Raw genomic sequence first — 24,924 nt, 5'->3', positions numbered from 1 at the left:
TGTTTTATTATATTTTCGCGTCAGATTGGGTTGTATCTGTTCGAATAATTTGAATAACTACAGCAAATTTTTACGCTATCTTCCTTTGGGTTCAGTACCTATAGTTATCTCAACAGCGAAGGATTGGCAATGGGCCCTAAAATGGCAGAAAAAGCTATCGAGGCAGCAAAAGCCGATTTGGAGAACATTCCTTTACAGGCAGAAGAAACGGAACAGGAAATCATTTCCACGCAGAAGAGTATACCGGTTTGGAAAAATTCTGAGCAAGATAGGTTTGAACTAAATATCACACAAAAGAAAATAACGAGTGGGGGGCCTGTTACGCAGGAAAGCCAGATACACCATCTCATCCTTTTACTTAACTTTACATGCATTCAGCCTTTGTTTACCTAAAAAGCACTACTATTAATTTATAAATATGACTCCTTTTCCTGAGCCGAACACGTTTTATGCTCAGTAAGGTGAAGGAAATAATAGCGGCTAAAACGAAATGATGGAGAAACTAAGATGAAAAAAGTAAATGTTGTTCTGTCGTCTATGATGATTGCTTTTTCTTCAATATCACTTGCTGATATCAGTGTGTCGGATACGCAAAGCGGGGCGTGGGTAACGGTAACAGAGAACGGCCAGCCAGCTGCGAATGCGACAGTGTCACTAAAAAACCTGCCTAATAATCGTAATACGTTCCAGACTAATAAGAAGGGACGTGTATTTGTACCGCTATCATTGAATCATTCAAGATCCATTAAGTACGTAGCGGTGACGGAAGATGGAAACAAGTATAGTCGTTACGCTTTCCACGGCGAGCACAAGCGCTAATCATCAAGGTAGTTAAGGCCATGATAACCAAACGCGAATACAGTGTTGAACACGATACGGCTAAGCAACAGTACCGAGTACAAGTTCAGCCAGAACATTGGGCATTGGTGAGCTATACCAAGCAGGATAAGGTTTTATATCTTAACTATTCTGAAGTGCCTCATGAACTGAGAGGGCAAGGTTACGGCAGTGTATTAATGGAAGCGGTGTTAGCGCAGATTGAGTCAGATGGCTTCAAAGTTGTCCCTGTCTGCAGTTACATTCGTCGTTACATCGACAGGCATCAACGCTGGATATCGTTGCTTGCTGATGCCTAGTGTGAGCTTTACAAATTATGTGGTTTCTCGGTAAGCAATCACTTACTTTCTATGTATTCTGATTGAGCCTCAAAAATTAATTCCGGATCGTGCCACGAGACAGCGCCACATTGAGTACAGGTACATTCGACCTCATAAAAACACGTGCCCAGTGGAGGATCGGTCAGAGGCGGATTATCTGCTGATTGTTGATATCTAATTTCGTGGAGTGTTGTACCGCAGTTCACGCAGACTACCGGATATGACATGACGACCTCCCCTGACGATAGTTATCTTTCAGTGTAGCCCGATTTTTGGGACCAGGACGTGTATAAGCAAAAAGCGAATCCTATGGGATCCGCTTTTTTCGTAGCAAGCCATTTATCCATAGGAAGCAATGCTAACTGATCACTTCGACTCTCATATTTTCCTCGACCTGCTGAACGGCTTCTACCAGCTGTTCGATACTGACTTCGGCTGGCATATCCACGGCTAATTCAGCAAAAAATACGGTTCGGCCGAGGTCAGCTAGCGCAACACGATGGTTTTCAATTTGAATGATGTTTATACCGATATTATCGAGTATATGGCTAATATCGTTAACGATTCCAAGGCGATCAGTCGATTCAACTTTCAACGTTATTTGTTCGCGTTTACTCTGGCTTGCCGGTTCAGTGTTTTCGACGATACGGACATGAAATTCTTTAAGAGCCTTGAGCTCCTGTTTTAATTGATCAGCGGAAGCTACTGGAATTTCTATTTTGATGATACCGACTAATTGCTGATCTAAGCGGCTAATTTTGCTAACTAACCACTTTCCCCCAAGCTTATGGGTTGTAGCTGCGAGTTGACTGACTAATTGCGGATGATCCTGGCCTGCAATAGTAATTGTAAATTGAGTATTCATAAGCCACCCCTTGCGTTGATACGTCCTGTATTTAATGCTTTATAACCAAACGAATAAGAAATCGACAGGTCATATAATCAAACTAGCAAGCAACCAGATATCGTGCCGTGATTGAGTTCATACAATCCATTGATTCTTTAGATCAATCGTCTTTATATCCAAGTTATATCTTAGTTGTGATGTTAACTAATGCCAATCGGGATCACCGACCTGAAGTCTAAATAGCTATTTTAGTTAGAACACTCTAATTTAAATTCTTATTCTGTTTATAAGCAATCAGGTAATCCCCACAGGCTGATTAACGATTATATGAGCGAAAGAGGGCACAACAATGGGCATATTCAAACAGCAAGTAGAAGAAACCGGCAAAGAGAAAAATCTTGTTCGTGACGCGTTGGTTCATAACATCTGGCTGGCCGGTTTAGGTGCATACGCAAAGAGTACTGATGAAGTAAACCAGTTATCAGGTAAAGGTAAAAGCTTATTTGATGAGTTGGTTGAGCGCGGCCGTGCCATTGAATTAAATACCAAAGAACGTGTACATACGGCTCGTAGCCACACTTCCGTTGCGATTGAAGAGCGTGTGCACAAAATGGTGCAGAAATTTGTTGGCATTGACAATGATCAGCTAGATCGTGTTGATGACAAAATCGACCAACTAACGGCAAATATTGAGGCGTTATTAGCTCGCAAACAAGAGCAAAAACAGCCTGCAACAAAAAAGAAACCCGTTAAGACTGAAAAATAAGCCGTTGCTAAAGATGCACAAGCCACTCTGGCGTAAGTACGCCGTAAGTTAGCAAAAGTCGCCATACCAGATAGTAATAGGAAGACTGGTTTCGGGGTGAGTCACTAACGATTAACCATTGTATAGATCAGCGCAGAAGCGTATAAGGGTATGATTATGAACGATAAAACAATAGTGAAAGCGGCTAAGAATGTCGTAGAGAATGGTGAAGGTGTTGCGCGCAATATCTGGTTAGCAGGTCTTGGTTTATATAGCCGTACACTGGAAGAAGCCCAGCAAGTTAATGAGAAAACAACAACCGTGTTTGATGAGCTGGTTGAACGTGGTAAAGAAGTAGAAACTCAGACAAAAGAACGGATTGCTAAGAAAGCAGAGCAAGTCACCGATGAAGCTGAAGCGGGTAAGAATGATCTGTTATATCGCCTAAGCGGAATTGATCGTGAAAAGCTTGATCATATGGATAACAAAATCGACAGACTGACCCAAGCAGTCGAAAAATTGGCAGAAATAAAATAGCTGTCGATACTTGGTTACATCTCTTAACCCAGAAGGAATGTAACCTTGTTCGGATTGTCACCTCACCATGGGTGACTGTCTTTTAGGTTGCACATGTGCCATGCATGTGCGCCTTTTTTGCTTAATAAAAAGGAAGAAAAGTCCGTAGTCAGGCAGCTACAGCGGATCCTATCAGAGCGTCGATCCTGGACCCGCTCGCCTTCTATCTCATATTCTTGTCTTTGCTCACTTTTCGGTATCGGCCAGGCGGCTTCCGCCAAGCAGAGAAAACAGGCGACTGTTTTCCTTGCCTTCATACCTGCCGTGAACGAAGTCTCTCAGGTAGTGAAAATTCAGCAGATGCCCGGCCCCATTCTTAATGTAGATATTTCCCACCGTTTTTTTGCTGCCAGCCTTGAGTACGCCAACCTGTGCGACATAATCTTCTTTGTTCGCGAAGTGCTCGGTGAATGGAACCTGAGGTCGCTGTGCGTCGGTACAAGAATAGGGATATTCATCATGTGCAGAGGCGAAGGTGTAGATTTCCAGTTGACTTAGCAGTGGATTGGCACTGTGCTCTTGAAGCAGCATCTTGACGACGTTTGATATGATGAGGCCTCCCTGGGAGTGGGCAATTACCACGATCTTGTAAGATTTTTTCATCTTCTCATCAGCGGTTCTCATCTGCTCCTTAACTTTTTTTAGTTCACTCCAGATGTGATCCCTGGCGGATTCTGCGATGGCAGTATTACGGTTGAAGGCTCTTCCATTCATGACTTCCATTAAATCCGCCATGAAACCATTGCCAGGGTTGTGCAGTGGGGTGATGGGGCGCCTAAATATATCGCTGAGCATGCGGGCATTCACCGTTGCCATGTCCTCGTTAGTTCCGATCCCATTTAGAAAGAACCAAGTTTCATTTGGCGTGGGGTTGATTTTGTGGACATCCACAGGAGGGTGCAATGGGGTGATTTTACATTCTTTTTTAAAAGGGGTGAGATCGATGAAAAAATTCATCAGCGCTTGCGTATAGCGATCACTATTATCATAATATTTTTCGTTGAGCTCGCTGTCATCAGCACTAAAAGGCTCCAGCGGTTTTTCGCCAAGCACTTTCGTCAGGAACCCTACTTTTGCAAATTCTGTCAGGAACTCCTGGATGAATAGTTCAAGCTTTTCGTGCTTATTATTAAAGAGAGATGTCGCTTTCTTTAATCCGGCCCACCACAGGAGCCTCACGATTTTCTCTCCCATAACGAGCACTAAATACTTTTTACTTCTGTCCCTTTCAGCCATCGCGATGACCCTCCTGTATCCCTGTGTAAAAATAAACGAGATTGATCCGGCTGTGTTTATGATCTCGACATGTATATCGAGCGCACTCGCTTGGAAGTATAGTTTGAAACCGATTTTCTGCACCCGCTTAGGTGCCCTCACTTTTGACGGCACCTATAAGATTGAAAGGGATCGCCATGCCCAACCGGACAGATAGTATTTTTAGCTGTGCGGATACTTTTGGCGTTGAAATAACCCAAACGACTCAGAGATTTCCGACCAAAGATGTTATGACCGACTATACTTTTTTCAATTATCAATTCAGGGCTGGCACTACATCACAGACGTTTTGGTGGCTCAGCAATCACGCTTCGTCATTCCGTAAAGTGAGGAATAAACTTATACGGAATCTAAAGAGCATGTGGTTAGTATTTGACCCCGGATATCTCGTTCCTCTATTCCGGGATGACATGTTTAGGAGTAGAGATGGAATTATTAGAAAGCTTTTTTGGTGTAATTGGAGATCTTACCTGGGGGTGGGCACTTATACCGTTCCTGGTAGTATTAGGTCTATTTTTTACTTTTGTTACCGGATTTGTTCAATTTACGTTCTTTGGGCGTATGTTCCGTGTCTTATTAAACAAAAACCAAACAGCCGACAGAAACGCAATTTCGGGTCGTGAAGCACTTTTATTATCTGTAGGTGGCCGTGTTGGTGGCGGTAACATTGCAGGTGTTGCTGTTGCAATAACGCTTGGTGGCCCTGGTGCGGTATTCTGGATGTGGGCTATTGCACTGGTTGGTATGGCAACAAGCCTGGTAGAATGTTCACTCGCTCAGCTTTATAAGCGTAAAGAAGGCGATGTATTTCGGGGTGGTGCAGCACGTTCGATAATTCATGGTCTTGGTGAAGACTACAGGTGGCTTGCTTACCTGTATGCTGTTTGTTTGATAGCTTCCTTTGCGATTGGTTTTAATGCTTTTCAAGGAAATACGGTTGCAGGGGCAGCTCAGGATAGCCTGGGTATTGACCGCATGTGGACGGGGGGCTTGCTAGCGATTGTTACTGGTTTCATTATTTACGGTGGTATTAAACGTATTGCTAAAACTGCGGATGTTATCGTACCTATTATGGCGATCGGATATGTAGCAATGGCGCTTATCGTTATTCTCATCAACATCACGGAGATCCCTGCAGTCATTGTGAGTATCGTATCGAATGCATTTGGTTTGGAAGAGGCAGTAGGTGGCGGGATGGGGGCTGCGATGGCACAAGGCTTGCGCCGAGGCTTGTTCTCAAACGAAGCGGGGTTGGGTTCCGCGCCCAATGTCGCCGCAACGGCAGATGTTACTCACCCAATCAGCCAGGGGATCACGCAGTCTTTATCGGTCTTTATCGATACAATCCTAATCTGTAGTTGTACGGCATTCGTTATCCTCCTGGGTGATGTTTATGTACCTGGCGCAGAAGGTATTGATGGTGTCGTTCTGACTCAGCAGTCATTAGTTTCACACATAGGGGACTGGTCTCAGTACTTTCTGACCGGGGCGATTTTACTCTTTTCTATTAGTTCTATTATCTACAACTACTACCTGGGGGAAAACGCCCTCACATTCATGTCACAGAACAAACTGTCTGTACATATTCTTCGCTTTGTTGTGATCGGGATTATCTTTATGGGCGCCGTTGCTCCGGGAGCAACCTCGGTGTTTTTCTTCTCAGATCCAATGATGGGTATTCTTGCTATCGTTAACTTGTTAGTACTTATCATGCTGTTTCCTACACTTATCCGTATTTTGAAGGACTATAAGAAGCAACTCAAAGCCGGTATTGAACATCCGCTGTTCAACCCGAAAGATTTCCCTGATCTAGACATTGACCTCAAAGCATGGAAGCCGAAAAAATAATAGCGTGATTAATTAACAGATCACAACAAGCTCATTATAAAAAAAGCGAGTGCTGCAATTGCAGTACTCGCTTTTTCTCAATGTTGAGCGTCAGGCTCTCAGCCTGTTATTACCGTTTGTTCCTATCTTGAGTCCGGCCGTTAGCTGGTTTGTTGTTTTTTGAATTATGGCGTCCGGCGTTTTGCTTATTCTTTGGAACGTAATTCAAAATAGATACCGGTACTTCTTTGCTGGGTACAAAGCCTTCAATCTCTTTTCGGGTAATAAGATGCCCCAAGCGACTTTCGATTGCGCAAAGGTTTCTGAAATCATCTCTGGAAACAAAGGAGATCGCTTCGCCAGAAGCGCCAGCACGGCCAGTACGACCAATACGGTGAACATAGTCATCAGCTGGGTAAGGTAAGTCATAGTTAACTACACGCGTCAGCTCGTCAATATCGATACCACGCGCAGCAATGCCGGTTGCTACCAGTAATTTGAGTTGACCCGATTTAAAGTCAGCCAATACTTTTGCCCGTGCATCCTGACTTCTGCCACTGTGAATTGCTTCAGCTTTAATTCCGCGCTTTTCAAGCTGGCTGACTAACTTCGCTGCACCGTGCTTTGTTTCGATAAAAATAAGCGCCTGATCCCAGTCATTCTCTTGAATTAAATGGCTCAGCAATGCCGATTTTTTGTCTTTATCGACAGTAATTAACCATTGGTCAATCTTCGGGGTCGTAGTGCTATCGGAAGAGACTGATATTTCTACCGGATGTTCAATCGCGGTTTTGGCCAAGATGCGAACCTGCTTTGACAGTGTGGCCGAAAATAGCAGGTTTTGTCTTTGTGAAGGTAAGCGTTCAATGATCTTATTAATGTCTTCGATAAAGCCCATGTCGAGCATTCTATCGGCTTCATCTAAAACCAGTATTTCTAGCTCATCAAAATGCACGGCTCTTTGGGTATACATATCCAGCAGTCGACCAGGAGTCGCAACCAAAATATCGACACCTTCTATGAGGCGCTGCTTTTGCTCTTTGTAATCAACACCGCCATACATCGCCAGCGAGGTGAGGTTCAGATGCTTGCTGTATTGCACAATATTGTCTTCAACCTGCACCGCCAGCTCTCGGGTTGGCGCAAGGATGAGGGCGCGAATGCGTTTTGCTCGTACGGGATGCTTATCGCTCAGCATTTGTAATATCGGTAATACAAAACTAGCTGTTTTACCTGTACCCGTCTGCGCGGCAGCGATAAGGTTCTTACCCGTCAATATGACCGGAATAGCCTTCTTTTGAATAGGCGTAGGGGTCTTGTAGCCTAATTCGGTTACAGCTTTTAAAATCGGATCGCTTAATCCAAGGTTGGAAAATGGCATTTGGAGTCTCAGGTGTATGATTAATAAACAACTGTTAATGCTGGAGGCTAAAACAGAAGAACATGGACGGGCATTCTAACATGAAGGAAGAGTATCAGGGATACCCACTCGTGCATCATTCGCACCGATACGTCATGGCAGTTGAAATTGTCTTATCGTTTCATTGCCCCGGAAAACCCCTCATAGTCAGCCTGGCCTCCTGACTATTTGACGAAATTTAGTTTCTAGGGACATTTTCATCTCGATACTTAAGGCTCTTCACTCGTGTACGCCGGCGTAAACAAAGATATCAAGATCTCGTGTTAGTTTTTTTTCCGAGTATTTTTAGCGTCAATAATCGTTGTTTGCTAGAAAGTTGATATTCATGCATCATTTTATCTTGAATATCGGAAAGAAACGCTCTTTCCCAGAAGCTAAAGGCGTCGAAATTAAGCAAAATCGCATCATTTAATTGGGTAAATACAGCATGATCTTTCATTTTCTTCCTTTATTTAGGGACACTTTTTTACTGGGAACTCGCCCTTCGGGAGGGAGGCAGACTACTTTTGTGTTAAATTCTGCATTTTGAACGTAGTATACTAGAGATCACACTCGTTTTATGGTGCGACTAACATTATTCACTGCCTGATTGTAGATGCAAGGTACAACCAATAAGTATCGAAGCCCCCAATGTGAGATGAGTGGAAAAATCCTAATTCTCAATGAGGCATTTATGAATAAACGGTGACGACATAGAAGATAAAAGAGCGCTGTAATTCAATTGAAACCGAACTTCTTGCCCTACAGTTAAAGCAAAATCAGAGGTTTCGACAATAAGGTGATCGCTGGTTGATGCGACAATAGTTACCCCTATAGGCGGCTTAAGCCCTTCGATGCTCACATATTGCCGTCCGATGGCTAGAATAGCTTGTGAAACATTGCCTCTATCTAAGGTTTTTTGCTGCTCGCCAAAAGCATTCAAACCTAAATCCCCCCATGGCAATGACGGTTTTTCCTTCGATTCGATAACTTCAGCAATCAGAATTATGGCGTCAGTAAAAAGACCATCAATGGTTTGTTGATAAAGGGTTTCACAGCCTAAAAAAATCGCTTCTCCCACCCGTAGGTGATTGATTCGATTTTTTTTCTTATTGTTAAATGCCCAATTAAGGTTAGCGGAATTTCCTCCAGAGACAATATCTAATGTGATACCGAATTTTCTTTCTATTTCATCGGCAAGATCTGACAAATTAGACATTTTATCGTGATCAGGAGCTACCCCATAGCGGCATGTCAGGTTCGTTCCGATTCCTTTAAGTACAATGTTTGGTAAATGAATCATCTGACGGATAAAATCCTCGAGATTGTCTTGCATCACACCTTCACGAAGATCACCTAGCTCGATCATGATCACGACACCATGAACGCGACCAGAACTGCTGGCGGCCTTTGATAGCTGCTTAATGACGGCAAGCTCTGTGTTGAGGCTAATATCACAAGACTGAACCACCCTCGAGACCTGACTCAGCATCGGGGAACGGATTAGCATCATAGGAACATTGATGCCTGAATGTCTCATACTCTCAATATTTTCAATTCGCGAATCCGCGATCATATCAGCGCCTGCATTGATCAGTGTTTGCACAATTTCAGGGTGCCCTAAACACACTTTAGTGACAGGGGTAACTGAGATGCCTTTTTTACCTAATCGGTTGAACAGTGCATGAGCGTTATGATGAATTTTGGAGCAATTTATTTCTAACCTAGGATTATTCAACTCTTATTAATCATAAGTTTTTCATTTAAATGAGGAAATGCAGACAAAACCATGTGTAGAAGATGTTCTTTAGGTTGAGATAGAGCATCCGTGACTGGTATAGAAAACTCAGCGGAATATTCTTGAATCTTAAATAGTATTTCATCAGAAGACATATTTTCGTGATTAAGAGTTAACCCTATAACCGGAGTATCCGCAAACATTTCAATCAGTTCTATTTCAGAAGCAATAGATGGCATTGGCATTTTCGGGAAATCACTCCGGCTTAAGCGGTTAGGTGCGTGTTGTAAGATCACACCTGTTGGGCAACTTCCACGTAATATAAATGCACTCGTTGAGAAAGCGGGATGACTTAATGCTCCTTGTCCTTCAATAATGATCAGATCTGGCTCCTCTAATTCGTAGGCTTTTACAATAATGGCTTCTAGTTCTCCTGCGCAGAATTGAGAGGGGACGGCATCTAAAGCGACACCATAGGGGGCACCTTGAATGATTCCCGTTTGTCCTGTCGCGATCATGACCACATTAAGACCATGTTCCTGCAGAGTCTTTGTCAGCATAGTGGCTGTTGTGCGCTTTCCTATTGCACAATCGGTGCCCATAATGGCTATGCGTGGACATTTTGTATCATGTATTTTCCCACTAAATGCTTGCAAATCTTTTTTATTTTTAGGGCGACGAATATCTAAAATCTCAACATTATTGGCTTTGCTTGCCTCGACTAATTGAGGGTCGTCGTTAAGAAATTCGTGCAGTCCATTGACGATATTCATCTTTAGCGCCATGGCTTCAAGAATAAGACTTCTTTCAGACTCAGATAACATCCCACTGGATGGCGCGAGACCAAAAATGAAATAGTCAGGTGTCTCATCCGCGATAGCAACAGCTTCGCCCAAATTCGAAACAATAGGGATTTCATTGGCTTCGTCACCAAGTACGACACCGGAGTCTAAGCCCGCTTGCTGACTATCAATGACGGAAAGCACTCGATAATTTTGTGAATGCCTAACAAGTCCATTGGCAGTTTTACCATCAATTTTCCCAAAGTTGGCTTCGCAATAAATGATAGCCGTTGGTATAGATGCTTTACTCTGATTGAGGGTAGAAATGGAAGGCATTGAAATGTGAATATTTTCCATCTCATTATTTTTAATGAAAGGATTTATTTTAACTATATTTTGAGTTTGTTCTGACATAGTACCACCGAAATATTTTTTTAGGCTTAGAGGGCGACGAGAGCGTGCCGAGATGCCATATCGGAAGTTAACCAGAAGTCCCTACTAAGCGGTAGGGAGAGGGAAGACAATAACACAGTTAGAAAGTTATTGTAGCGATTTGTTAAAAAAAGACAGATGGAAGCTGTGCTGATAAATCGATCATTAAAGATATATTAATATATTCTCTTAGGGATTATACATTTTAATATTTTTAATATAACTTCGCTTTCTGGTTTATATGTTGAATTTTATTTTTAGTAAGATGTTAGAATCGATGTGAGATAACGCGAAGATAAAATATATTAGTATTAAATATATTAGTATTAAATTGGGACGGTGGGTCCATCCAGCTGAAGAGCAAGTCATGAATGTTACCCCTTTGAAAAATTATGACTCAGTTCTTTCATCGGCCAATCATTGACACAATGCAGCGCAGAAGCGCTCTCTGTTGTATTGATATGTTTTACAGCGGTTGTCGCAAACATGGTTTCAATCACCTTCTATCACCTGTAAAGTACGCAAACTATTACCCTAAAGGCTCTCATGCACCTTGGTTAACGGTAGTGTTTCAAACAATTTTTAACCGCCAGCTTCATCCGTCATTAAATGATGAGACTGCGCCGTAGGGCGTAACAAGCCGGTGGATTTGCTTAGTAAGAAAGAGTGTTGAACAAATGAATAATGAACTTGATGTAATTAATAACCTGGAAGAACTAGAGCGTTTTCTATTGTCTATTGAAAATGGCGGTCTGGGTTTAAAAGACGTTGCAGGTGTAGGCATGGCAACCAATAATTCTGATGGCCGCCATTTCGTTGCAGTATTCGATAATAGCCAGCAACTTATTCTGGCGCGCTGGGTCACTCAAGACGTTTTCGATAATGGTAAAGATCTTGTCCGTAATGGCCCAAAAAGTCTGCACTAAGGTTTTTTGCCTTAACACCGAGAACACTGGCAACACATAGTTGCCTTGCTGTAGGCGCCGTCAGTTAACGACTGACGGCGTTTTTCTGTCTCGAAATAGCATATCGGGCAAATGGCTCCACGACAAACTGTAATGCCATCCCCAACGCCTCCTGACGCATCACGCGCATCTTAAGAAAAGGCATTGATTCGTCCCAGCCATCACCTTGGATTTTTGCCTCGACCACCAGCCCATCGTCGACGGCAGTTATCGAATCGAACGTCAGGAAAACCCCGCTATCCGACATATCCCTGACCTTACCAACCACAGTACCGAAAGAAGGGTGGTTCAGTATAACCTCATAGTCTGCTTGGATACGTGAATGTTTGCGCCTCTCAATCATAATATTCCCTTAAATAGACAAACTCTCCACAAGAAGAGAAAAGGAGAAGATAAACGATTTGTACTGGATAATATTAAACTTAGAGCATATTTATTCGGAACGCGAACAGCTCAACGCAATTGATACCATGTTATCCATCGTCAGAGTGTCGAGAACGATGAGATCAGCTCAATTTAGCGACTAACTGACCAACCGGTTGAAAGTGGATGAGCGAATTCAAAAAGGGGCACTATTCAACGACGAGAAGTTTTTTGTGCTCCTATGTCTCGATAACAACCTATAAAAATCGAGTGAAATACGTGCTTGATCAATGATTGAATACCCATGCTCACCTAAACTGGCGGAAATATCTCCATCAATTTAGATTATGAGCCAAGCCGATATTCAACAAACCATCGCTAGTTTTACGTCAATAGAGCAAGCGTTGGCGTATTTTGATATTGACTTTGATAGCCGTTTTATCAACGAATACCGCACACAATTAGTGAAACGCTCTAATGGATACTTGCTCCTTGAAAAACCAGATGATTGGTTTTCAGCCCGTCGCGCATTTAAAAATGCGTATTGCAAAGTACAGCGAAGTCGTTTAGATCCTCACTCCCGTTCTGCCTGTCGAGGGTGCACTTCGTGTCAGCGTCGCTAAATAGTGTGCTAGATAATAATTTTTAAGAGGATCGAACTTGAGTACTTTGTTTGCTGAAACCCGTATTGGCAATATGACATTAAAAAACCGCTTTATTCGAAGCGCGACGTGGGAAAATATGGCGACAGAAGAGGGCCATATGACGGATAAGCTATACGCCATCTACGAAGAACTCGCTAAAGGGGAAGTCGGTCTAATTGTAACGGGCTATGCCAATATTGTAGAAGAAGAGAAGCCAAATGCCGGCATGATGGGAATGTACAACGATTCCTTTATCGGCGAATACAAAAAGCTCACTGAGTTGGTACACAGTAATGATTCTAAAATAGTTATGCAACTTGCCTACGGCGGTACAAAAACCACTCACAATGTCGGTGAAAGGGTGATCTATGCGCCGAGTGAAGTGTGTGAAAAAGGCACACAAACATTAGGCAAAGCGATGACCAAGGACGAAATAGATTACATCGTTCAGGCATTTGCTCAAGCAAGCCGAAGAGCGCAAGAATCAGGGTTTGATGGGGTCGAAATACACGCGGCACATACCTATTTAATTAATCAGTTCTTAAGCCCTTATTACAATCGAAGAGAAGACCAATATGGCGGCAGCCTAGATAATCGAATGAGATTGCTATTAGAGATCTATGCTGAAATAAGAAAACGTGTTGGTGATGCGTATCCGATATTAGTTAAATTGACGGCATCTGAGTTTTTTGAGGGGGGCTTAACCTTTGCTGAAACACGCATGGTGTGTAAAAAATTAGAAGCGATTGGCGTGGATGCAATCATCATCTCAGGTAATATCCATGGTAAGGCTGATACCGTGATTGGCGAGCATTTTGATGGATATACCATTCAACAAGAAGGTTATTTCCATGAATATGGGCATGTTATTAGTGAAGAGGTGGATATTCCCGTTATTACCGTCGGCGGATTAACGGATATTGATGCAATAGAAGAGATTGCGAATAAAACCAATATTCAATACTTTGCTCTCTCAAGACCGTTGTTGTCTGAACCGCATTTAATTAAGCGCTGGAAAGAAGGCAACAGAGCGCCAGTTGATTGTGAAAGGTGCTCAAAATGTCGTACAAGACGCGGGAATTTCTGTGTTGTTAAGAAGGAGAGAAAGTCGCAATTAGCTCGCTTATAAAATATCCAGCAATATCTCTCTGTCCTGTATCAAGTCAGTAAATCATTGCTGACTTATTTTTGCCCCAAGTTTTTTACGAAGAAAAAGTATTCAGCTAATAAACTACGCGTCATATAGTATTTTCCTACTACCGACTTAGTGTCTATGAAGTCGATAGTTATTGGTTTTCACTTGTCGACTCACCTTTAGCTCATGGTCATAATCACTCAATAGTTTCAAAGTGGAACTTGTATTCACGTACACCGTCTATCTGAACACCTTTTTCTCTCAACTCAAGGTACTGCTGAATCTTAACTGTTCTGAAATCCATAGCCTTCAGCGCAAGGATTATCCGTAGTTCATCCATTGAACGTGACTTAGATTCAGAACTACAAGTACCGCAGACAACATAAGCCTTTTGTTTAAAACCAATCTTATTAAGCCAGTTCAGCTCTTTTGGTTCTTTGCGTTTGCCACAAAAGTAGCAGCGATTCTCTTGCTTCAATGCTGCCTGTTCCCTCAAAGCTTTAGGGCTTGGTGATTTGATTGGTGGGGGAGTGTTAGTCTTCTTACTACCACTGAACATAGAGAACTGAACTACATTAGACATTTGGATTGCTCTTACTAATCAAGGTATACAGCATATAACTGAACATTATTGTCATGTGCCTTTATATCCTATTCCTAGTGCATTCAATTAGTCAAATTACCATTTTACGCACTGTACTTACTGGTTAAGGGGCTTAGCCTGGGTTCGACGTGAGTACTACAAGGCACTTATCTAAGCGAGTTTTGCCATACTTCAATTAATGATCTGCCAAATTAGCAAAACATCTGACTCATTTCTGTCCCTTTATCTTTTAGGCCACTACAGATTAGCTTAGGAGTGGTGGCCTATAAACCATGTTTTTAGTATTAGCTGAGTGATCAGCGTTACCTCGCTCTGCGCCTCGCCCTAAATAATCCATGGCAATCCAGTCTTCAATGTCTATTGAGATAGTATTTTGCTAGAAAACGAGCATAATCTTGCTACACAACTCTCAAAGAAGAAATTACCTATGACTGATTTTCAATATTACTTTCATCAACTTCCTTGTTTTAACTGTAAAAAAACCACAGTGAGCACTGATCTTGGTTGGTTAACGGCTGCGATGAAAGATGATGTCCTAGCGCAAGTGGCTGCGATTATCGCGCAAGGCAACGTTGAGCCAGATCTTTCGGTGAGCGTTACTTGTACTAAAGACGAAGCGCGTGATTACTTATTGCTGAATTTCTATGGTTACTCAGAAGAAGAACTAGCGAATCAAGTTGAAGCGGAAGATGAGCAAGAAGTCGCGGATGAAATAGCAGAGCTACTGGCAGAAGGTAACGATGCAGCAGTTTTTGAACACGAAATCGCACTACAAAGTTGTACTGATTGCGATATTGATGAAGAGTCAAACCAAGCGTAATCAATAAACTTAAACATGTTCGTCATACGTAACATGATGTTCTATTTATTTAAGGCGTTAGCTGAAAACAGCCCGACCAACCTAAGTCGGGCATGTTGGCCAATTGCAAAATTCACCGTATATTTTCTAATGAAATGGTTTGTTGCAGATGCCAAGTTCAAATTGATTTTTTCCAGCAACATGTCAGCGTGATCTCGACTGACAAAGTTCTGCCCCAAATTTTGTTTCAACATACTAACCACTCACTTTTCTAAACCATCATTTGACTTACTTTTACTTATACCAGTATTGTGTCTATGAGAATGAGGAACCGTCACACCTCAACAGGAGTCATTGTGAGCAACCAATCTACAACCAAGCTCGTTAAATGGTTCTGCTATACTGTTGCAATTGGCTTAATACCATCAGTACTACGATTTCTTAGCAGTTCATTTATTGAAGGAATTGACTTAATTTCAGCTGCAGATTTCATCGCATTTGGTTTTGTACTTCACATCTCAATTTTTAATGAATTGGAACATATGTCGGGCGACGAAACCTGGAAGTCGTTTAGCAATACAGGGTCAATTATCGCTATTGTATTATACGGAGCGTTAATGTTCGCATTGCTTATAATTGAGTCCGGGTATGACAAGATAAAACTTGGACAGCTCACTAATTCATCAATGGTTCTAGCTAGTTGTTCTTTCGTGTTTTGTTTTATCGTTTTCTTCAGGTTAACAGCAAAAGCAAAATCTGAAACTAGAATTACATCCCATGGTGGAGAATCGCCATGCTAGCAGATATCTTAATTAGCGTTATAACGTTTATAGCTGTTATTGCAACAATCATTTTTTCGGCGTGGACGTATATTGACACCAAGCGCAAATACTCGCATCAACAATTTTTGGAAGAAAGAAAAAAAGATCATAAAGAAGCGCGAGAACGTTTCAAAAAACGGACTATGTTAGGAAAGCGAAATGATTAAAAATTTCATTTATATAGATGAAGATAAATTATATTCTTTATCCTCACAACTTTTTGAGGGTGTGACTGAATATGTTCTCAATGAGCAACAACTCGATGAATCTAATGAACAACAATCTAAAGATAAACTACTTTCGAGCAAGGTAATTGCTGATGTTATTCGTGAAACAAGTAAATTTACCGAAAAAAAATTCCTACATGACCATTCGTTTAATCTGTTTGAAGAAGAGCTAAAGTCCACTGGTCGGTTACTCGATTTGAATGATGTAGAATATTCTTATTCTGACATCTGTGACTCAGGTAAGTCTTTTGTAAAAATCGAAGCAAAGGGTAATTTTCTTAACTTGAAAGAGCTGCAAGAGTTTTTCAAACACTTTAGCGATATTAGTGATGCTATCGCTACCCTGCCTTTAACTGCTGAATTACAAGAGCTTGAACGAAGAAAACATACTGACCCTAAATTACAGAGCACAAAAAAATTACAGGCAGAGATAGATAACCTGATTCGTGAGCGTAAGGCTGAGTTAGCTGGTATCCCCAAATTATCACAGAAAGGCTTCAACACCGTCTTGGAACATTTTGGAGATGATATAGTTCGCCTTAAGCAAGAATACGGTGATACCACATTTACATCATGCCTAAATAGTGATTTTTTAAGAGATTCGTTAACTGCGATATACCGAAAGTACTCAAGAAACACATCGAAAAAATTTATTGTATTAGGTGTGATCTGCCAATGTGAACCGGCTCCTAGTCCTAATCTTGACAATGTTGCTGATGATTCAAATATTTTCTCCCATTTCGAGAACATGGGAGAGCATTTATATAACTTAGAAACTACCTTTAACGGTATAAAAGGCAATGAGATCATTGTCGAGCCAATTGCTATTTATACGCAATTATAACCAAGTAAACAGATACACGTTGAACCCTAATGAGGGCGTTGAGTAGGTAGAGATAGATGCTTTGCCATATTTCATCTAATTGATGCTTTGTTAAATTAGCAAATCACTGACTCACTTTTGTCCAACAGTATGCCAGGTGCTTCCTCTGGCACGCTTATACCCCGTTCCAAGTTAACGTTAATACTCAGTGCAATTCACGATACTGAGTTTTTCACGTACATAAACTAATGGATAGACGAAAGGCCTATCAGGGCATCCTTATTTGGTTCACTAGCACTATCTATCTCGCTCTGTGAGTTTAAAAGGTGTATTCTGATTTAGTACCATGTAACCCAGAAAGCTATTGATATTATTGTAAATATAAGGTGTGACGATGAATCAATTGTTCTCTACTCTGACTACATCGACTTACGATTGGAGTATAGATTTTAAAACAAAGAAGGATTTTATAGCGGTAGCTAACGAAATAGGTTACACCTTCACCTCTTCTAAAACGACTAATGAAGTCACGGACTTTATAAAGAGAAGAATAGTATCGTTACTTACTTCAAATGAATGTCCTTACGAAGATTACATCACGGTTTTTAACCAATTTTCTTATGATTTCTATTGTAACAGTAAAAACCCTAATGAATTCAAATTTCTTGCTTACCTCAGATTCTTTTTAAATTTTCTAGATGGGTACACCATCAATGAACAAAAATGGATAGAGGCACATAAACTAATACAAAATTACATTTATATGGCTAATCATAATCATCCATATTTATCTCTAAATGAACAAAACGAAATCATATCAGAAGCAGTGAAAAGGTTCAGAAAAAAAGGAATCACGGTTGATGTAATCGAAGGTAAAATTCACTTAAGTGATGATCAATTCAAAAACATTCTGCAAAGAATCGATTTTAGAGCCAAAAAATTAGGTGACAAACTTTATCAAGATATTCTTGAAAGAATTAAATCATGCTATAGGAGAAAGCATGATAGATTTTACTTGAGGAAAGAGTTACATCCAACAAACTCTCAACCAGAGCAAAATATTCCTTTTGGTTACCTTTATAACCTGTCAATAAAGAATTTGAATACAGTAAAGAATCATCAAGCAAAAAAGCAGATATCAGAGATTATTGAGCTATCGAAAGATCTAATGACAATATTAGAGCTGCAATGGTTAAATCCATACGAAAGCATTTTTTCAGGTCAAGATATAATCCCGTATTTGCGAAAAAATTTATTGCACGATGAACTATTCACTGTCCATCAGTATAGTAATAGTAATGCCAGAAAAATAATCAACGGTATGTTCAATAAAAATCATAATGCCAAAATACCCAATGATATAGATTTAAATATTTACATTGATATTTTTGACATAGTAAACACAACACCGAGCATTAATATACAGTCCATAGAAGAAGTAGAGCTATATTCTAAATTATTAGGGAAATATACAAAAAATGCGATAAACAGCGCATTGAATGAACTATGTATAGAAGAAAATCAAGTTAATAGTGACTATCTAAATCCTTTCGATATAAACGCGATAAACTACTACGAAAAACCATTTATTAAAAAAAATGAAAAGATCCTTTATTTAAACTCATATTTTCATAACGATGGATTTGTATGGTTTTTAAGAGATAAGCTGAAAAATGATTGTGCTCAAATAGGCATAGTAGGAAAAAGATTTAACGACTTACGTGGAGATATATCAGAAGAATTTATAAAAAACCTATTGAATGCAAAAAAAATATCTCACAAAGCTGGATTAAAATACAAAGTTAAAGGAAACGTTTTTCAAGAGATTAGTTCAAGTTCAAAAGATGGTGAATGTGACTTTATCATTGAAACTAGTGACAGAATCATCTTCATTGAAGAAAAATCTAAAGAGTTGGACATTGAATCAAAAAGCGGAGATATCTTATCAGGATTGTGGGACTTAGCTTTATCACTACTAAATTCTCAAGAGCAAATTTGTAGGCATGAATACTTACTTAGAAAACAAGGAAAAATTGAATTCGAGAATGGGTTCACTCTTGAACTTAAAGACAGAAGTATTGAAAAAGTGTCTTTGACACTCTTCGATTTTTACAGTCTAGCAGATGTTAACAGCGTTAGAAGCATTCTGATATCATTCATCAATTCAACTATTAGTACTACTGATAGTGATCCGAAAGTAATCGAGAAAATTGAAAAAATAAATAAAACATTTAGAAAGCTGCAAAATATTTACAAGAGTGATATCTTTAAAAATGAGTACATCAACCCAGACAATTCTCTCAATACTCTAAACAGCCGATTCTTTAGTTCAAATCAACTAATTACAATGTTAGGTCACTGTACAGGCAACGAAGAATTTCTCAGCATAATGAATAAAACTAAAGCTGTGTGTAACAATAGCCAAGACTGGTTTTTGATCTTCAACCACTTTGCAATAGACTTATACAAGAATAAATAACAGATCTAAGCCGCTCCACAGAGCGACTATCAAAACTTGTTAGTGCTAAAGGGTTAAATGCCGTTTCATGTTAGTTAGCATTTTTATTCCAATTGTTCGGGCAGGCCTTGCCCAGCGCCAGTATTCCTTATTCCCATCATTCATTCTTAGCTGGCTAGAGTAATATACCTAACTTGTTTTGCCATAACTGAGATAATTCGGGAAGGGTTAAATTAGCAAACGCTGTAACTCAGAACTATCCAACTTCCTGCCAGCTTCACCATCTGGCACGATTTTACCCCCCTTTCTTGTTAGATTTTCTACTCATTAACATTCTGTTTATGCCGATTTGCCATACGTAAACTAATAGGGTGATAAGTGAGGATGAACTCCTAAGGGGCATAGATGCTTATGTGTGATAACTGATTAGATCTCACAATTTGGACTGAGTTACCTTCCTCAAAAGGTCTACGATTAGAAAGCTATTTAGCATTGAGTTTAGAGCGGTATGTAGGCGGTAGCTTGCATTTTAAGATACACGACCCACATGCGTATATATTTTTCAACGAATATTGGCTTCGTGTATTTTGGCTATCTGGAAGATATACGAACAGCGTGCGTTGAATAAAATGTTAGGCAAATAATGCATGACCGAGGGAAACTATAATGACGAATGACAAGTGCTCTCTATTATCCGAAAATGGAAATCCGCAACGAAGACATACTAAAAACTTCCTTCCCTATCGCTGCCAGTACCACGAAGCAATAACGACAAATTCGCATTCAATGCAAAATTTCAGATAAGGCTTTTCTCATGTTAAACGCCAAGAAATTTCTAACATGGTTATGGCCGTTATGTCTTGTGTCTAGCTTCGTCATTGGTATGGCTGGTTCGCCGGTCTATGGCGCGCCAAGTTTGCCTGAAGGCTTCGTCTTGGAGGCTTATGTAAGCGACGATGCCTTAAGCCGCCCAGTTGATCTTGAGTGGGCACCTAATGGGTGGCTGTTCGTGGGGACCAAAAAAGGGATCGTATGGATTGTGGAGAATGATGTTCTCATTGATACGCCTTTTATCAATATCGAGGCTGAGGTTAACTCATCCAGTGATCGCGGTATGCTCGGTACAGCTGTTCATCCAGACTTTCCCAACACCCCATGGGTATACCTGCTCTACACCTATGATCCTCCCGAGACGGTGGGTCAGATAGACAACTTAGGTCCGGACGGAACGGGGCAGCGCGTGGCACGGATGATTCGAGTGTCTGCCGATCCGGCAACAAACTATAAAACAGCGCTGCCGGGTAGCGAAGTGATACTGCTTGGTACAACAAGCGTGTGGGAAAACATCGGCGACCCCGCTGCAGGACAAGACGACCTGTCGACACCCTGGACCTGTGGGCCAACAGGAGCATACATTCGCGACTGCATTGCCGCCGATGGTCGAAGCCATAGCCTAGGCACGGTCACCTTTGGGGCCGATGGCATGCTTTATATCAGCAGCGGCGATGCTTCCTCCTGGAGCACAGCAGATCCACGGGCCTTGCGTTCATTGCATATCGACAGCCCAATCGGCAAGATTCTGCGGATCGACCCCATCACTGGCGGCGGTCTGCCAGACAACCCTTTCTGGGATGGAGATCCTGACAGCAATCGGTCTAAGGTGTGGCAGCTTGGCTTCAAAAACCCCTACCGGATCCAGATTAGTCCGTACACAGGCGAAGTGTATAGCGGTGACGTCGGGAGAAATGGCTGGGAAGAATTAAATTATGGTCCTCCAGGCACCGATTTCGGTTGGCCCTGCTATGAAGGGGGAAACGCGGTGCTGATAGAGCAGCCGATCTATTCTTCGCTCGCCGAATGTCAGGAGTACTACACGTCGAACAATGCCGTTGCTGCGCCGTACGCTTACCCTCACGTCAGTGGTATTGGCGGGTCGATCATTCCTGGCGGATTCTATACCCACACCAAATGGCCTGCGGAATATCACGGCAAGATGTTCTTCGCCGACTATGCCACCCAAGAAATGAGCTACGCGCAGATCGACGGCAATTCAGTGACCGTCACACCATTCGCAACTGAGCTTCTATCCGTGGATATGGCCGTTGGACCCGATGGCGATCTCTACACGGTCAACGTTCAAACCAATGTTGTTGAGCGCATCGTTTACCAAGGCGGTAGTACGGGTAATCAGAACCTGGATATTCGGGTGGCGACGGGATCGGACGACGCCGAAGAAACTGCGGATGGCACTATGAGGCTAACGAGTTCAGATCTTGAATTAGTCTTTGACGGTTCAGACCAGATAATCGGCTTACGCTTCAACAATATCGCTGTTGAGGCTGGTGCTCAGATTGAAGAAGCTTTTATTCAGTTTACCGTTGATGAAGTCAGCAGCGTTGAAACATCACTGCTGATTGAAGGCGAAGCCAACGACGATGCGTTGACCTTTGATCTGGCTGCGGGGAATATCTCCAGCCGGCCAGTAACGTTTGCGAATGTTGCGTGGGCACCGGCTGCATGGACGACCGTGGGTGCAGCGGGTAGTAATCAACGCACCCCTGATATCTCTCCGATCATCAGTGAAATTGTTAACCGCGCAGGCTGGGAAAGCGGCAATTCACTGGTCATCCTTTTTTCCGGTAGCGGCGAACGGGTGGCGGAATCCTATAACGGCAGCGCCACTGCCGCACCATTGTTGCACATTGGCGTTTCCAAAACGGGTGGCAATAGTCCACCCAGCGTTATCATTTCAGCGCCGTCCTCCGGCACGACGGTATCTGGAGGTACGCCGATCACTTTTACTGGCACGGCCAGCGATCTTGAGGATGGCGACCTGACGTCGGCACTAAGTTGGATTTCCTCTCTAGACGGACCACTACCCGACAACGAGGGCAGTGTGACGGCAGTTCTGTCGAACGGCACGCACACCATAACGGCGAGGGTCACAGACAACGACGGCGCGACAGGTTCGGCATCGATTACGGTCAACGTAACGTCAGTAGGGACCCCTCCAACGGCCACGATCTCATCACCGACCGGCTCTGAGCTATGGGTGATCAACAGTACCGTGAATATCAGCGGTACCGGTTCTGACCCCGAAGATGGTGAACTTACCGGAAGTGCACTCGTCTGGGAGGGCAAGCTCCACCACAATGAACACGTGCACTTCGATTTCTATTCGGCTACGGGCCAAACCGGCAGCTTCGTGTACTACGATCATGGCGATAACACCTACATTGAGCTTTGTCTGACGGCAACCGACAGCGACGGGCTAAGCGATAAAGACTGCGTCGACTTGCTTGCTAATTTGTTGACCTATACCTTTAGCAGCGTGCCCAGCGGTCTCAATCTCACCTATGACGGCGGGACTAGCGTCGCACCGTTCAATGTACTCGTCCCCGAAGGTGGAAGCCGCCAGATCTCGGTGCCTGATCCGCAGGGAAGCTACAGCTTCGATAGCTGGTCGATCGGCGGGCCGGCAACACAGCTGATCACCATTGGCCCCACAGATGAGACCATTACCGCTAATTTCACGGGTTCTGTAAACAGCGTACCAAGCGTGACGATTGCTATGCCGTCGGATGGATCGAGCGTAATCGCGGGCACAGAGATTCTGTTCACGGGGTCGGCCAGTGACAGCGAGGACGGGGACCTGACGAATATCTTGAGCTGGACATCCTCACTGGATGGTCCGATGGGTATCGGTGGCAGCACGACCGAGGTCTTGTCCCTTGGAGCGCATACTATTAGCGCAAGCGCCATCGACAGCGGCGGCCTGAGCGGCGCTGCATCGATCACGGTTATCGTCACACCTCCAGAGGGAGACAGCGAGATTATTGAGGTGCAGGTAACATCCAGTTCGGACGATGCCGAGGAGAGAGCGACGGGGAGTATGAAACTCTCGAGCACCGACCTTGAGCTTGTCTATGACGGCGGTGGTGATCAGGCGGTAGGCATGCGTTTCAACGGCGTGGGTATCCCTCAGGGCGCTACCATTACTAACGCATACATTCAGTTTGAAGCGGATGAGGCAAATACAGTGGGAACCACGCTGGTGCTACAAGGGGAGGTCAGTGACAATGCGGCGACATTCACTTCAACCCGAGGGAATATTTCGTCCCGGCCCCGGACGGCGGCTACAGTGACATGGTCGCCCGTATCGTGGGACGTCGCAGGAGAGAGCGGCACTGGTCAGCGAACTCCCAATATTGCCGCAGTCGTTCAGGAGATTGTGAACCAGCCGGGTTGGTCTAACGGTAACTCAATGGCGATTATTGCCACTGGTGCCGGTGAACGAGTAGCCGTAGCCTATGACGGAACGCCCGCCGGGGCACCGCTCCTTCATGTGGAATTTTCATTCACAACCATCGATGTGCCGCCCGTAGCCAAGGACGACAGTGCCAGCACGCCCGAGAACACGGCAGTGAACATTGATGTAGCGGCCAACGATTTCGACGCCAATGGCAATCTTGACCCTGCGACGGTGAATACCGCTTGTCCCACTTGCTCGGAGCCGTCGAATGGTGCGCTGTTGAACAATGGGGACGGCAGTTTCACCTATACACCGGTACTGGATTTTAATGGTGCTAACAGCTTCGTCTACCAGATCTGTGATTCTCTTGGGGCATGCGATACGGCTACCGTTAACATCGATGTGACTGCAGCAGGAGGCGTGTTAGACATCCGGATCACGGCCGGTGCCGATGATGCCGAGGAGAGAGCGACGGGGGGAATGCAACTCTCGAGCACCGACCTTGAGCTTGTCTATGACGGCGGTGGTGATCAGTTGGTTGGCCTGCGCTTCAATGCGGTAAATATTCCTCAGAATGCGGTCATCACCAGTGCTTACATTCAGTTTCAGGCTGACGAGACGAGCACAGTAGAAACGTCACTTCTGATTCATGGGGAAAATACCGATAACGCGGCAGCATTCACTTCAACCCGCGGGAACATTTCCTCCAGAGTGAAAACGGTTATGGCTGTGCCATGGTCGCCTGCACCATGGACGAATGTGGGAGAGGCCGGTCCCGACCAGATGACACCCAGCATTGCTGGTGTCATTCAGGAGGTTGTGGACAGGGGATCCTGGTCAAGCGGTAATTCCCTGGTCATCATTATCACTGGCACGGGTGAGCGAATCGCAGAAGCTTATGAAGGCAGTGCCGATGGGGCACCACTGTTACATGTGGAATACGGTTTACCTTAACCGGGATTGTTTTGTGATGTTACCGAAACGATAACATCATTCGCTCTTAAAACTCGGTCGCTTGCGGCCGAGATTTTTATAAATCCAATCATGCTATTAGA

22 protein-coding genes are annotated in these 24,924 nt (G+C 43.1%); 14 read left to right on the top strand and 8 right to left on the bottom strand.

The window, feature by feature from the left end; all coding sequences use genetic code 11:
- Positions 1-129 precede the first annotated feature (129 nt).
- From AC2204_RS15035 to AC2204_RS15025, 3 genes are all read left to right on the top strand, one after another.
- A complete protein-coding gene (locus AC2204_RS15035; protein WP_318926491.1) occupies positions 130-393 on the top strand; it encodes a hypothetical protein in 264 nt (87 codons plus the stop codon).
- A 114-nt stretch (positions 394-507) separates the two neighbouring features.
- A complete protein-coding gene (locus AC2204_RS15030; protein WP_318926490.1) occupies positions 508-819 on the top strand; it encodes a hypothetical protein in 312 nt (103 codons plus the stop codon).
- Between the two features lie 20 nt (positions 820-839).
- Positions 840-1,136, top strand: coding sequence for a GNAT family N-acetyltransferase (locus tag AC2204_RS15025; RefSeq protein WP_318926489.1), 297 nt, complete (start codon positions 840-842; stop codon positions 1,134-1,136).
- 379 nt (positions 1,137-1,515) lie between these two features.
- Here AC2204_RS15025 and AC2204_RS15020 read toward each other — a convergent pair whose 3' ends face one another.
- Entirely contained in the window at positions 1,516-2,022 is a 507-nt protein-coding gene (locus tag AC2204_RS15020; RefSeq protein WP_318926488.1) for a glycine cleavage system transcriptional repressor, read from the bottom strand.
- A 331-nt stretch (positions 2,023-2,353) separates the two neighbouring features.
- On the opposite strand from AC2204_RS15020, the gene AC2204_RS15015 reads away from it, so the two are divergent.
- Entirely contained in the window at positions 2,354-2,770 is a 417-nt protein-coding gene (locus AC2204_RS15015) for a phasin-related domain-containing protein (protein WP_318926487.1), read from the top strand.
- 156 nt (positions 2,771-2,926) lie between these two features.
- On the top strand, positions 2,927-3,286 hold the full coding sequence (locus tag AC2204_RS15010; RefSeq protein ID WP_318926486.1) for a phasin family protein: 360 nt from the start codon (positions 2,927-2,929) through the stop codon (positions 3,284-3,286).
- A 225-nt stretch (positions 3,287-3,511) separates the two neighbouring features.
- Here the strand turns inward: AC2204_RS15010 and AC2204_RS15005 are convergent, their stop codons facing one another.
- Complete coding sequence (locus tag AC2204_RS15005; RefSeq protein ID WP_318926485.1) at positions 3,512-4,561, bottom strand: alpha/beta hydrolase; 1,050 nt, start codon at positions 4,559-4,561, stop codon at positions 3,512-3,514.
- Between the two features lie 465 nt (positions 4,562-5,026).
- On the opposite strand from AC2204_RS15005, the gene AC2204_RS15000 reads away from it, so the two are divergent.
- Entirely contained in the window at positions 5,027-6,448 is a 1,422-nt protein-coding gene (locus AC2204_RS15000; protein ID WP_318926484.1) for an alanine/glycine:cation symporter family protein, read from the top strand.
- 109 nt (positions 6,449-6,557) lie between these two features.
- Here the strand turns inward: AC2204_RS15000 and AC2204_RS14995 are convergent, their stop codons facing one another.
- The 4 genes from AC2204_RS14995 to AC2204_RS14980 form a co-directional block, all read right to left on the bottom strand.
- Entirely contained in the window at positions 6,558-7,808 is a 1,251-nt protein-coding gene (locus AC2204_RS14995; protein WP_318926483.1) for a DEAD/DEAH box helicase, read from the bottom strand.
- Between the two features lie 289 nt (positions 7,809-8,097).
- Entirely contained in the window at positions 8,098-8,286 is a 189-nt protein-coding gene (locus AC2204_RS14990) for a hypothetical protein (protein ID WP_318926482.1), read from the bottom strand.
- Between the two features lie 213 nt (positions 8,287-8,499).
- Positions 8,500-9,564, bottom strand: a complete 1,065-nt coding sequence (locus tag AC2204_RS14985) for an alanine/ornithine racemase family PLP-dependent enzyme (protein ID WP_318926481.1) — start codon at positions 9,562-9,564, stop codon at positions 8,500-8,502.
- On the bottom strand, positions 9,561-10,760 hold the full coding sequence (locus AC2204_RS14980; RefSeq protein ID WP_413466709.1) for an N-acetyltransferase DgcN family protein: 1,200 nt from the start codon (positions 10,758-10,760) through the stop codon (positions 9,561-9,563). Before AC2204_RS14980 ends, AC2204_RS14985 begins: the two co-directional genes overlap by 4 nt.
- Before the next feature lie 695 nt (positions 10,761-11,455).
- Between AC2204_RS14980 and AC2204_RS14975 the strand changes: the two genes are divergently transcribed.
- The gene (locus AC2204_RS14975; protein ID WP_318926480.1) at positions 11,456-11,704 is read left to right on the top strand and encodes a hypothetical protein; all 249 of its coding nucleotides are present in this window, start codon (positions 11,456-11,458) and stop codon (positions 11,702-11,704) included.
- 64 nt (positions 11,705-11,768) lie between these two features.
- On the opposite strand, the gene AC2204_RS14970 is transcribed toward AC2204_RS14975, so the two are convergent.
- A complete protein-coding gene (locus tag AC2204_RS14970; protein ID WP_318926479.1) occupies positions 11,769-12,086 on the bottom strand; it encodes a PilZ domain-containing protein in 318 nt (105 codons plus the stop codon).
- 367 nt (positions 12,087-12,453) lie between these two features.
- On the opposite strand from AC2204_RS14970, the gene AC2204_RS14965 reads away from it, so the two are divergent.
- Positions 12,454-12,729, top strand: coding sequence for a nitrogen fixation protein NifW (locus AC2204_RS14965; protein ID WP_318926478.1), 276 nt, complete (start codon positions 12,454-12,456; stop codon positions 12,727-12,729).
- A gap of 37 nt (positions 12,730-12,766) precedes the next feature.
- Positions 12,767-13,879, top strand: coding sequence for an NADH:flavin oxidoreductase (locus AC2204_RS14960; RefSeq protein WP_318926477.1), 1,113 nt, complete (start codon positions 12,767-12,769; stop codon positions 13,877-13,879).
- A gap of 202 nt (positions 13,880-14,081) precedes the next feature.
- Here AC2204_RS14960 and AC2204_RS14955 read toward each other — a convergent pair whose 3' ends face one another.
- Positions 14,082-14,468, bottom strand: a complete 387-nt coding sequence (locus tag AC2204_RS14955) for a hypothetical protein (RefSeq protein ID WP_318926476.1) — start codon at positions 14,466-14,468, stop codon at positions 14,082-14,084.
- A gap of 448 nt (positions 14,469-14,916) precedes the next feature.
- On the opposite strand from AC2204_RS14955, the gene AC2204_RS14950 reads away from it, so the two are divergent.
- From AC2204_RS14950 to AC2204_RS14930, 5 genes are all read left to right on the top strand, one after another.
- Positions 14,917-15,309: a hypothetical protein gene (locus tag AC2204_RS14950; protein WP_318926475.1), complete on the top strand. Its 393-nt coding sequence runs from the start codon at positions 14,917-14,919 to the stop codon at positions 15,307-15,309.
- A gap of 335 nt (positions 15,310-15,644) precedes the next feature.
- Positions 15,645-16,088: a hypothetical protein gene (locus AC2204_RS14945; protein ID WP_318926474.1), complete on the top strand. Its 444-nt coding sequence runs from the start codon at positions 15,645-15,647 to the stop codon at positions 16,086-16,088.
- 180 nt (positions 16,089-16,268) lie between these two features.
- Positions 16,269-17,180 carry a DUF6414 family protein gene (locus AC2204_RS14940; protein WP_318926473.1) on the top strand — a complete coding sequence of 304 codons (912 nt, stop codon included), beginning with the start codon at positions 16,269-16,271 and terminating at the stop codon, positions 17,178-17,180.
- A gap of 373 nt (positions 17,181-17,553) precedes the next feature.
- Positions 17,554-19,638 (top strand): hypothetical protein, encoded by a 2,085-nt coding sequence (locus AC2204_RS14935; RefSeq protein ID WP_318926472.1) that lies wholly within the window; start codon positions 17,554-17,556, stop codon positions 19,636-19,638.
- A 793-nt stretch (positions 19,639-20,431) separates the two neighbouring features.
- Positions 20,432-24,823, top strand: a complete 4,392-nt coding sequence (locus tag AC2204_RS14930; protein ID WP_318926471.1) for a PQQ-dependent sugar dehydrogenase — start codon at positions 20,432-20,434, stop codon at positions 24,821-24,823.
- Positions 24,824-24,924 lie beyond the last annotated feature (101 nt).

This window comes from Photobacterium sp., from assembly GCF_057456235.1.
Note: the sequence above shows the minus strand (reverse complement) of the source record. Positions and strands in the feature narration are given on the sequence as shown.

Bases quoted from the DNA above. Each gene is read 5' to 3' on its own strand.
- AC2204_RS15035 (WP_318926491.1), top strand. From the start codon at position 130: ATGGGCCCTAAAATGGCAGAAAAAGCTATCGAGGCAGCAAAAGCCGAT.
- AC2204_RS15030 (WP_318926490.1), top strand. From the start codon at position 508: ATGAAAAAAGTAAATGTTGTTCTGTCGTCTATGATGATTGCTTTTTCT.
- AC2204_RS15025 (WP_318926489.1), top strand. From the start codon at position 840: ATGATAACCAAACGCGAATACAGTGTTGAACACGATACGGCTAAGCAA.
- AC2204_RS15020 (WP_318926488.1), bottom strand. From the start codon at position 2,022: ATGAATACTCAATTTACAATTACTATTGCAGGCCAGGATCATCCGCAA.
- AC2204_RS15015 (WP_318926487.1), top strand. From the start codon at position 2,354: ATGGGCATATTCAAACAGCAAGTAGAAGAAACCGGCAAAGAGAAAAAT.
- AC2204_RS15010 (WP_318926486.1), top strand. From the start codon at position 2,927: ATGAACGATAAAACAATAGTGAAAGCGGCTAAGAATGTCGTAGAGAAT.
- AC2204_RS15005 (WP_318926485.1), bottom strand. From the start codon at position 4,561: ATGGCTGAAAGGGACAGAAGTAAAAAGTATTTAGTGCTCGTTATGGGA.
- AC2204_RS15000 (WP_318926484.1), top strand. From the start codon at position 5,027: ATGGAATTATTAGAAAGCTTTTTTGGTGTAATTGGAGATCTTACCTGG.
- AC2204_RS14995 (WP_318926483.1), bottom strand. From the start codon at position 7,808: ATGCCATTTTCCAACCTTGGATTAAGCGATCCGATTTTAAAAGCTGTA.
- AC2204_RS14990 (WP_318926482.1), bottom strand. From the start codon at position 8,286: ATGAAAGATCATGCTGTATTTACCCAATTAAATGATGCGATTTTGCTT.
- AC2204_RS14980 (WP_413466709.1), bottom strand. From the start codon at position 10,760: ATGTCAGAACAAACTCAAAATATAGTTAAAATAAATCCTTTCATTAAA.
- AC2204_RS14975 (WP_318926480.1), top strand. From the start codon at position 11,456: ATGAATAATGAACTTGATGTAATTAATAACCTGGAAGAACTAGAGCGT.
- AC2204_RS14970 (WP_318926479.1), bottom strand. From the start codon at position 12,086: ATGATTGAGAGGCGCAAACATTCACGTATCCAAGCAGACTATGAGGTT.
- AC2204_RS14965 (WP_318926478.1), top strand. From the start codon at position 12,454: ATGAGCCAAGCCGATATTCAACAAACCATCGCTAGTTTTACGTCAATA.
- AC2204_RS14955 (WP_318926476.1), bottom strand. From the start codon at position 14,468: ATGTCTAATGTAGTTCAGTTCTCTATGTTCAGTGGTAGTAAGAAGACT.
- AC2204_RS14950 (WP_318926475.1), top strand. From the start codon at position 14,917: ATGACTGATTTTCAATATTACTTTCATCAACTTCCTTGTTTTAACTGT.
- AC2204_RS14940 (WP_318926473.1), top strand. From the start codon at position 16,269: ATGATTAAAAATTTCATTTATATAGATGAAGATAAATTATATTCTTTA.
- AC2204_RS14935 (WP_318926472.1), top strand. From the start codon at position 17,554: ATGAATCAATTGTTCTCTACTCTGACTACATCGACTTACGATTGGAGT.
- AC2204_RS14930 (WP_318926471.1), top strand. From the start codon at position 20,432: ATGTTAAACGCCAAGAAATTTCTAACATGGTTATGGCCGTTATGTCTT.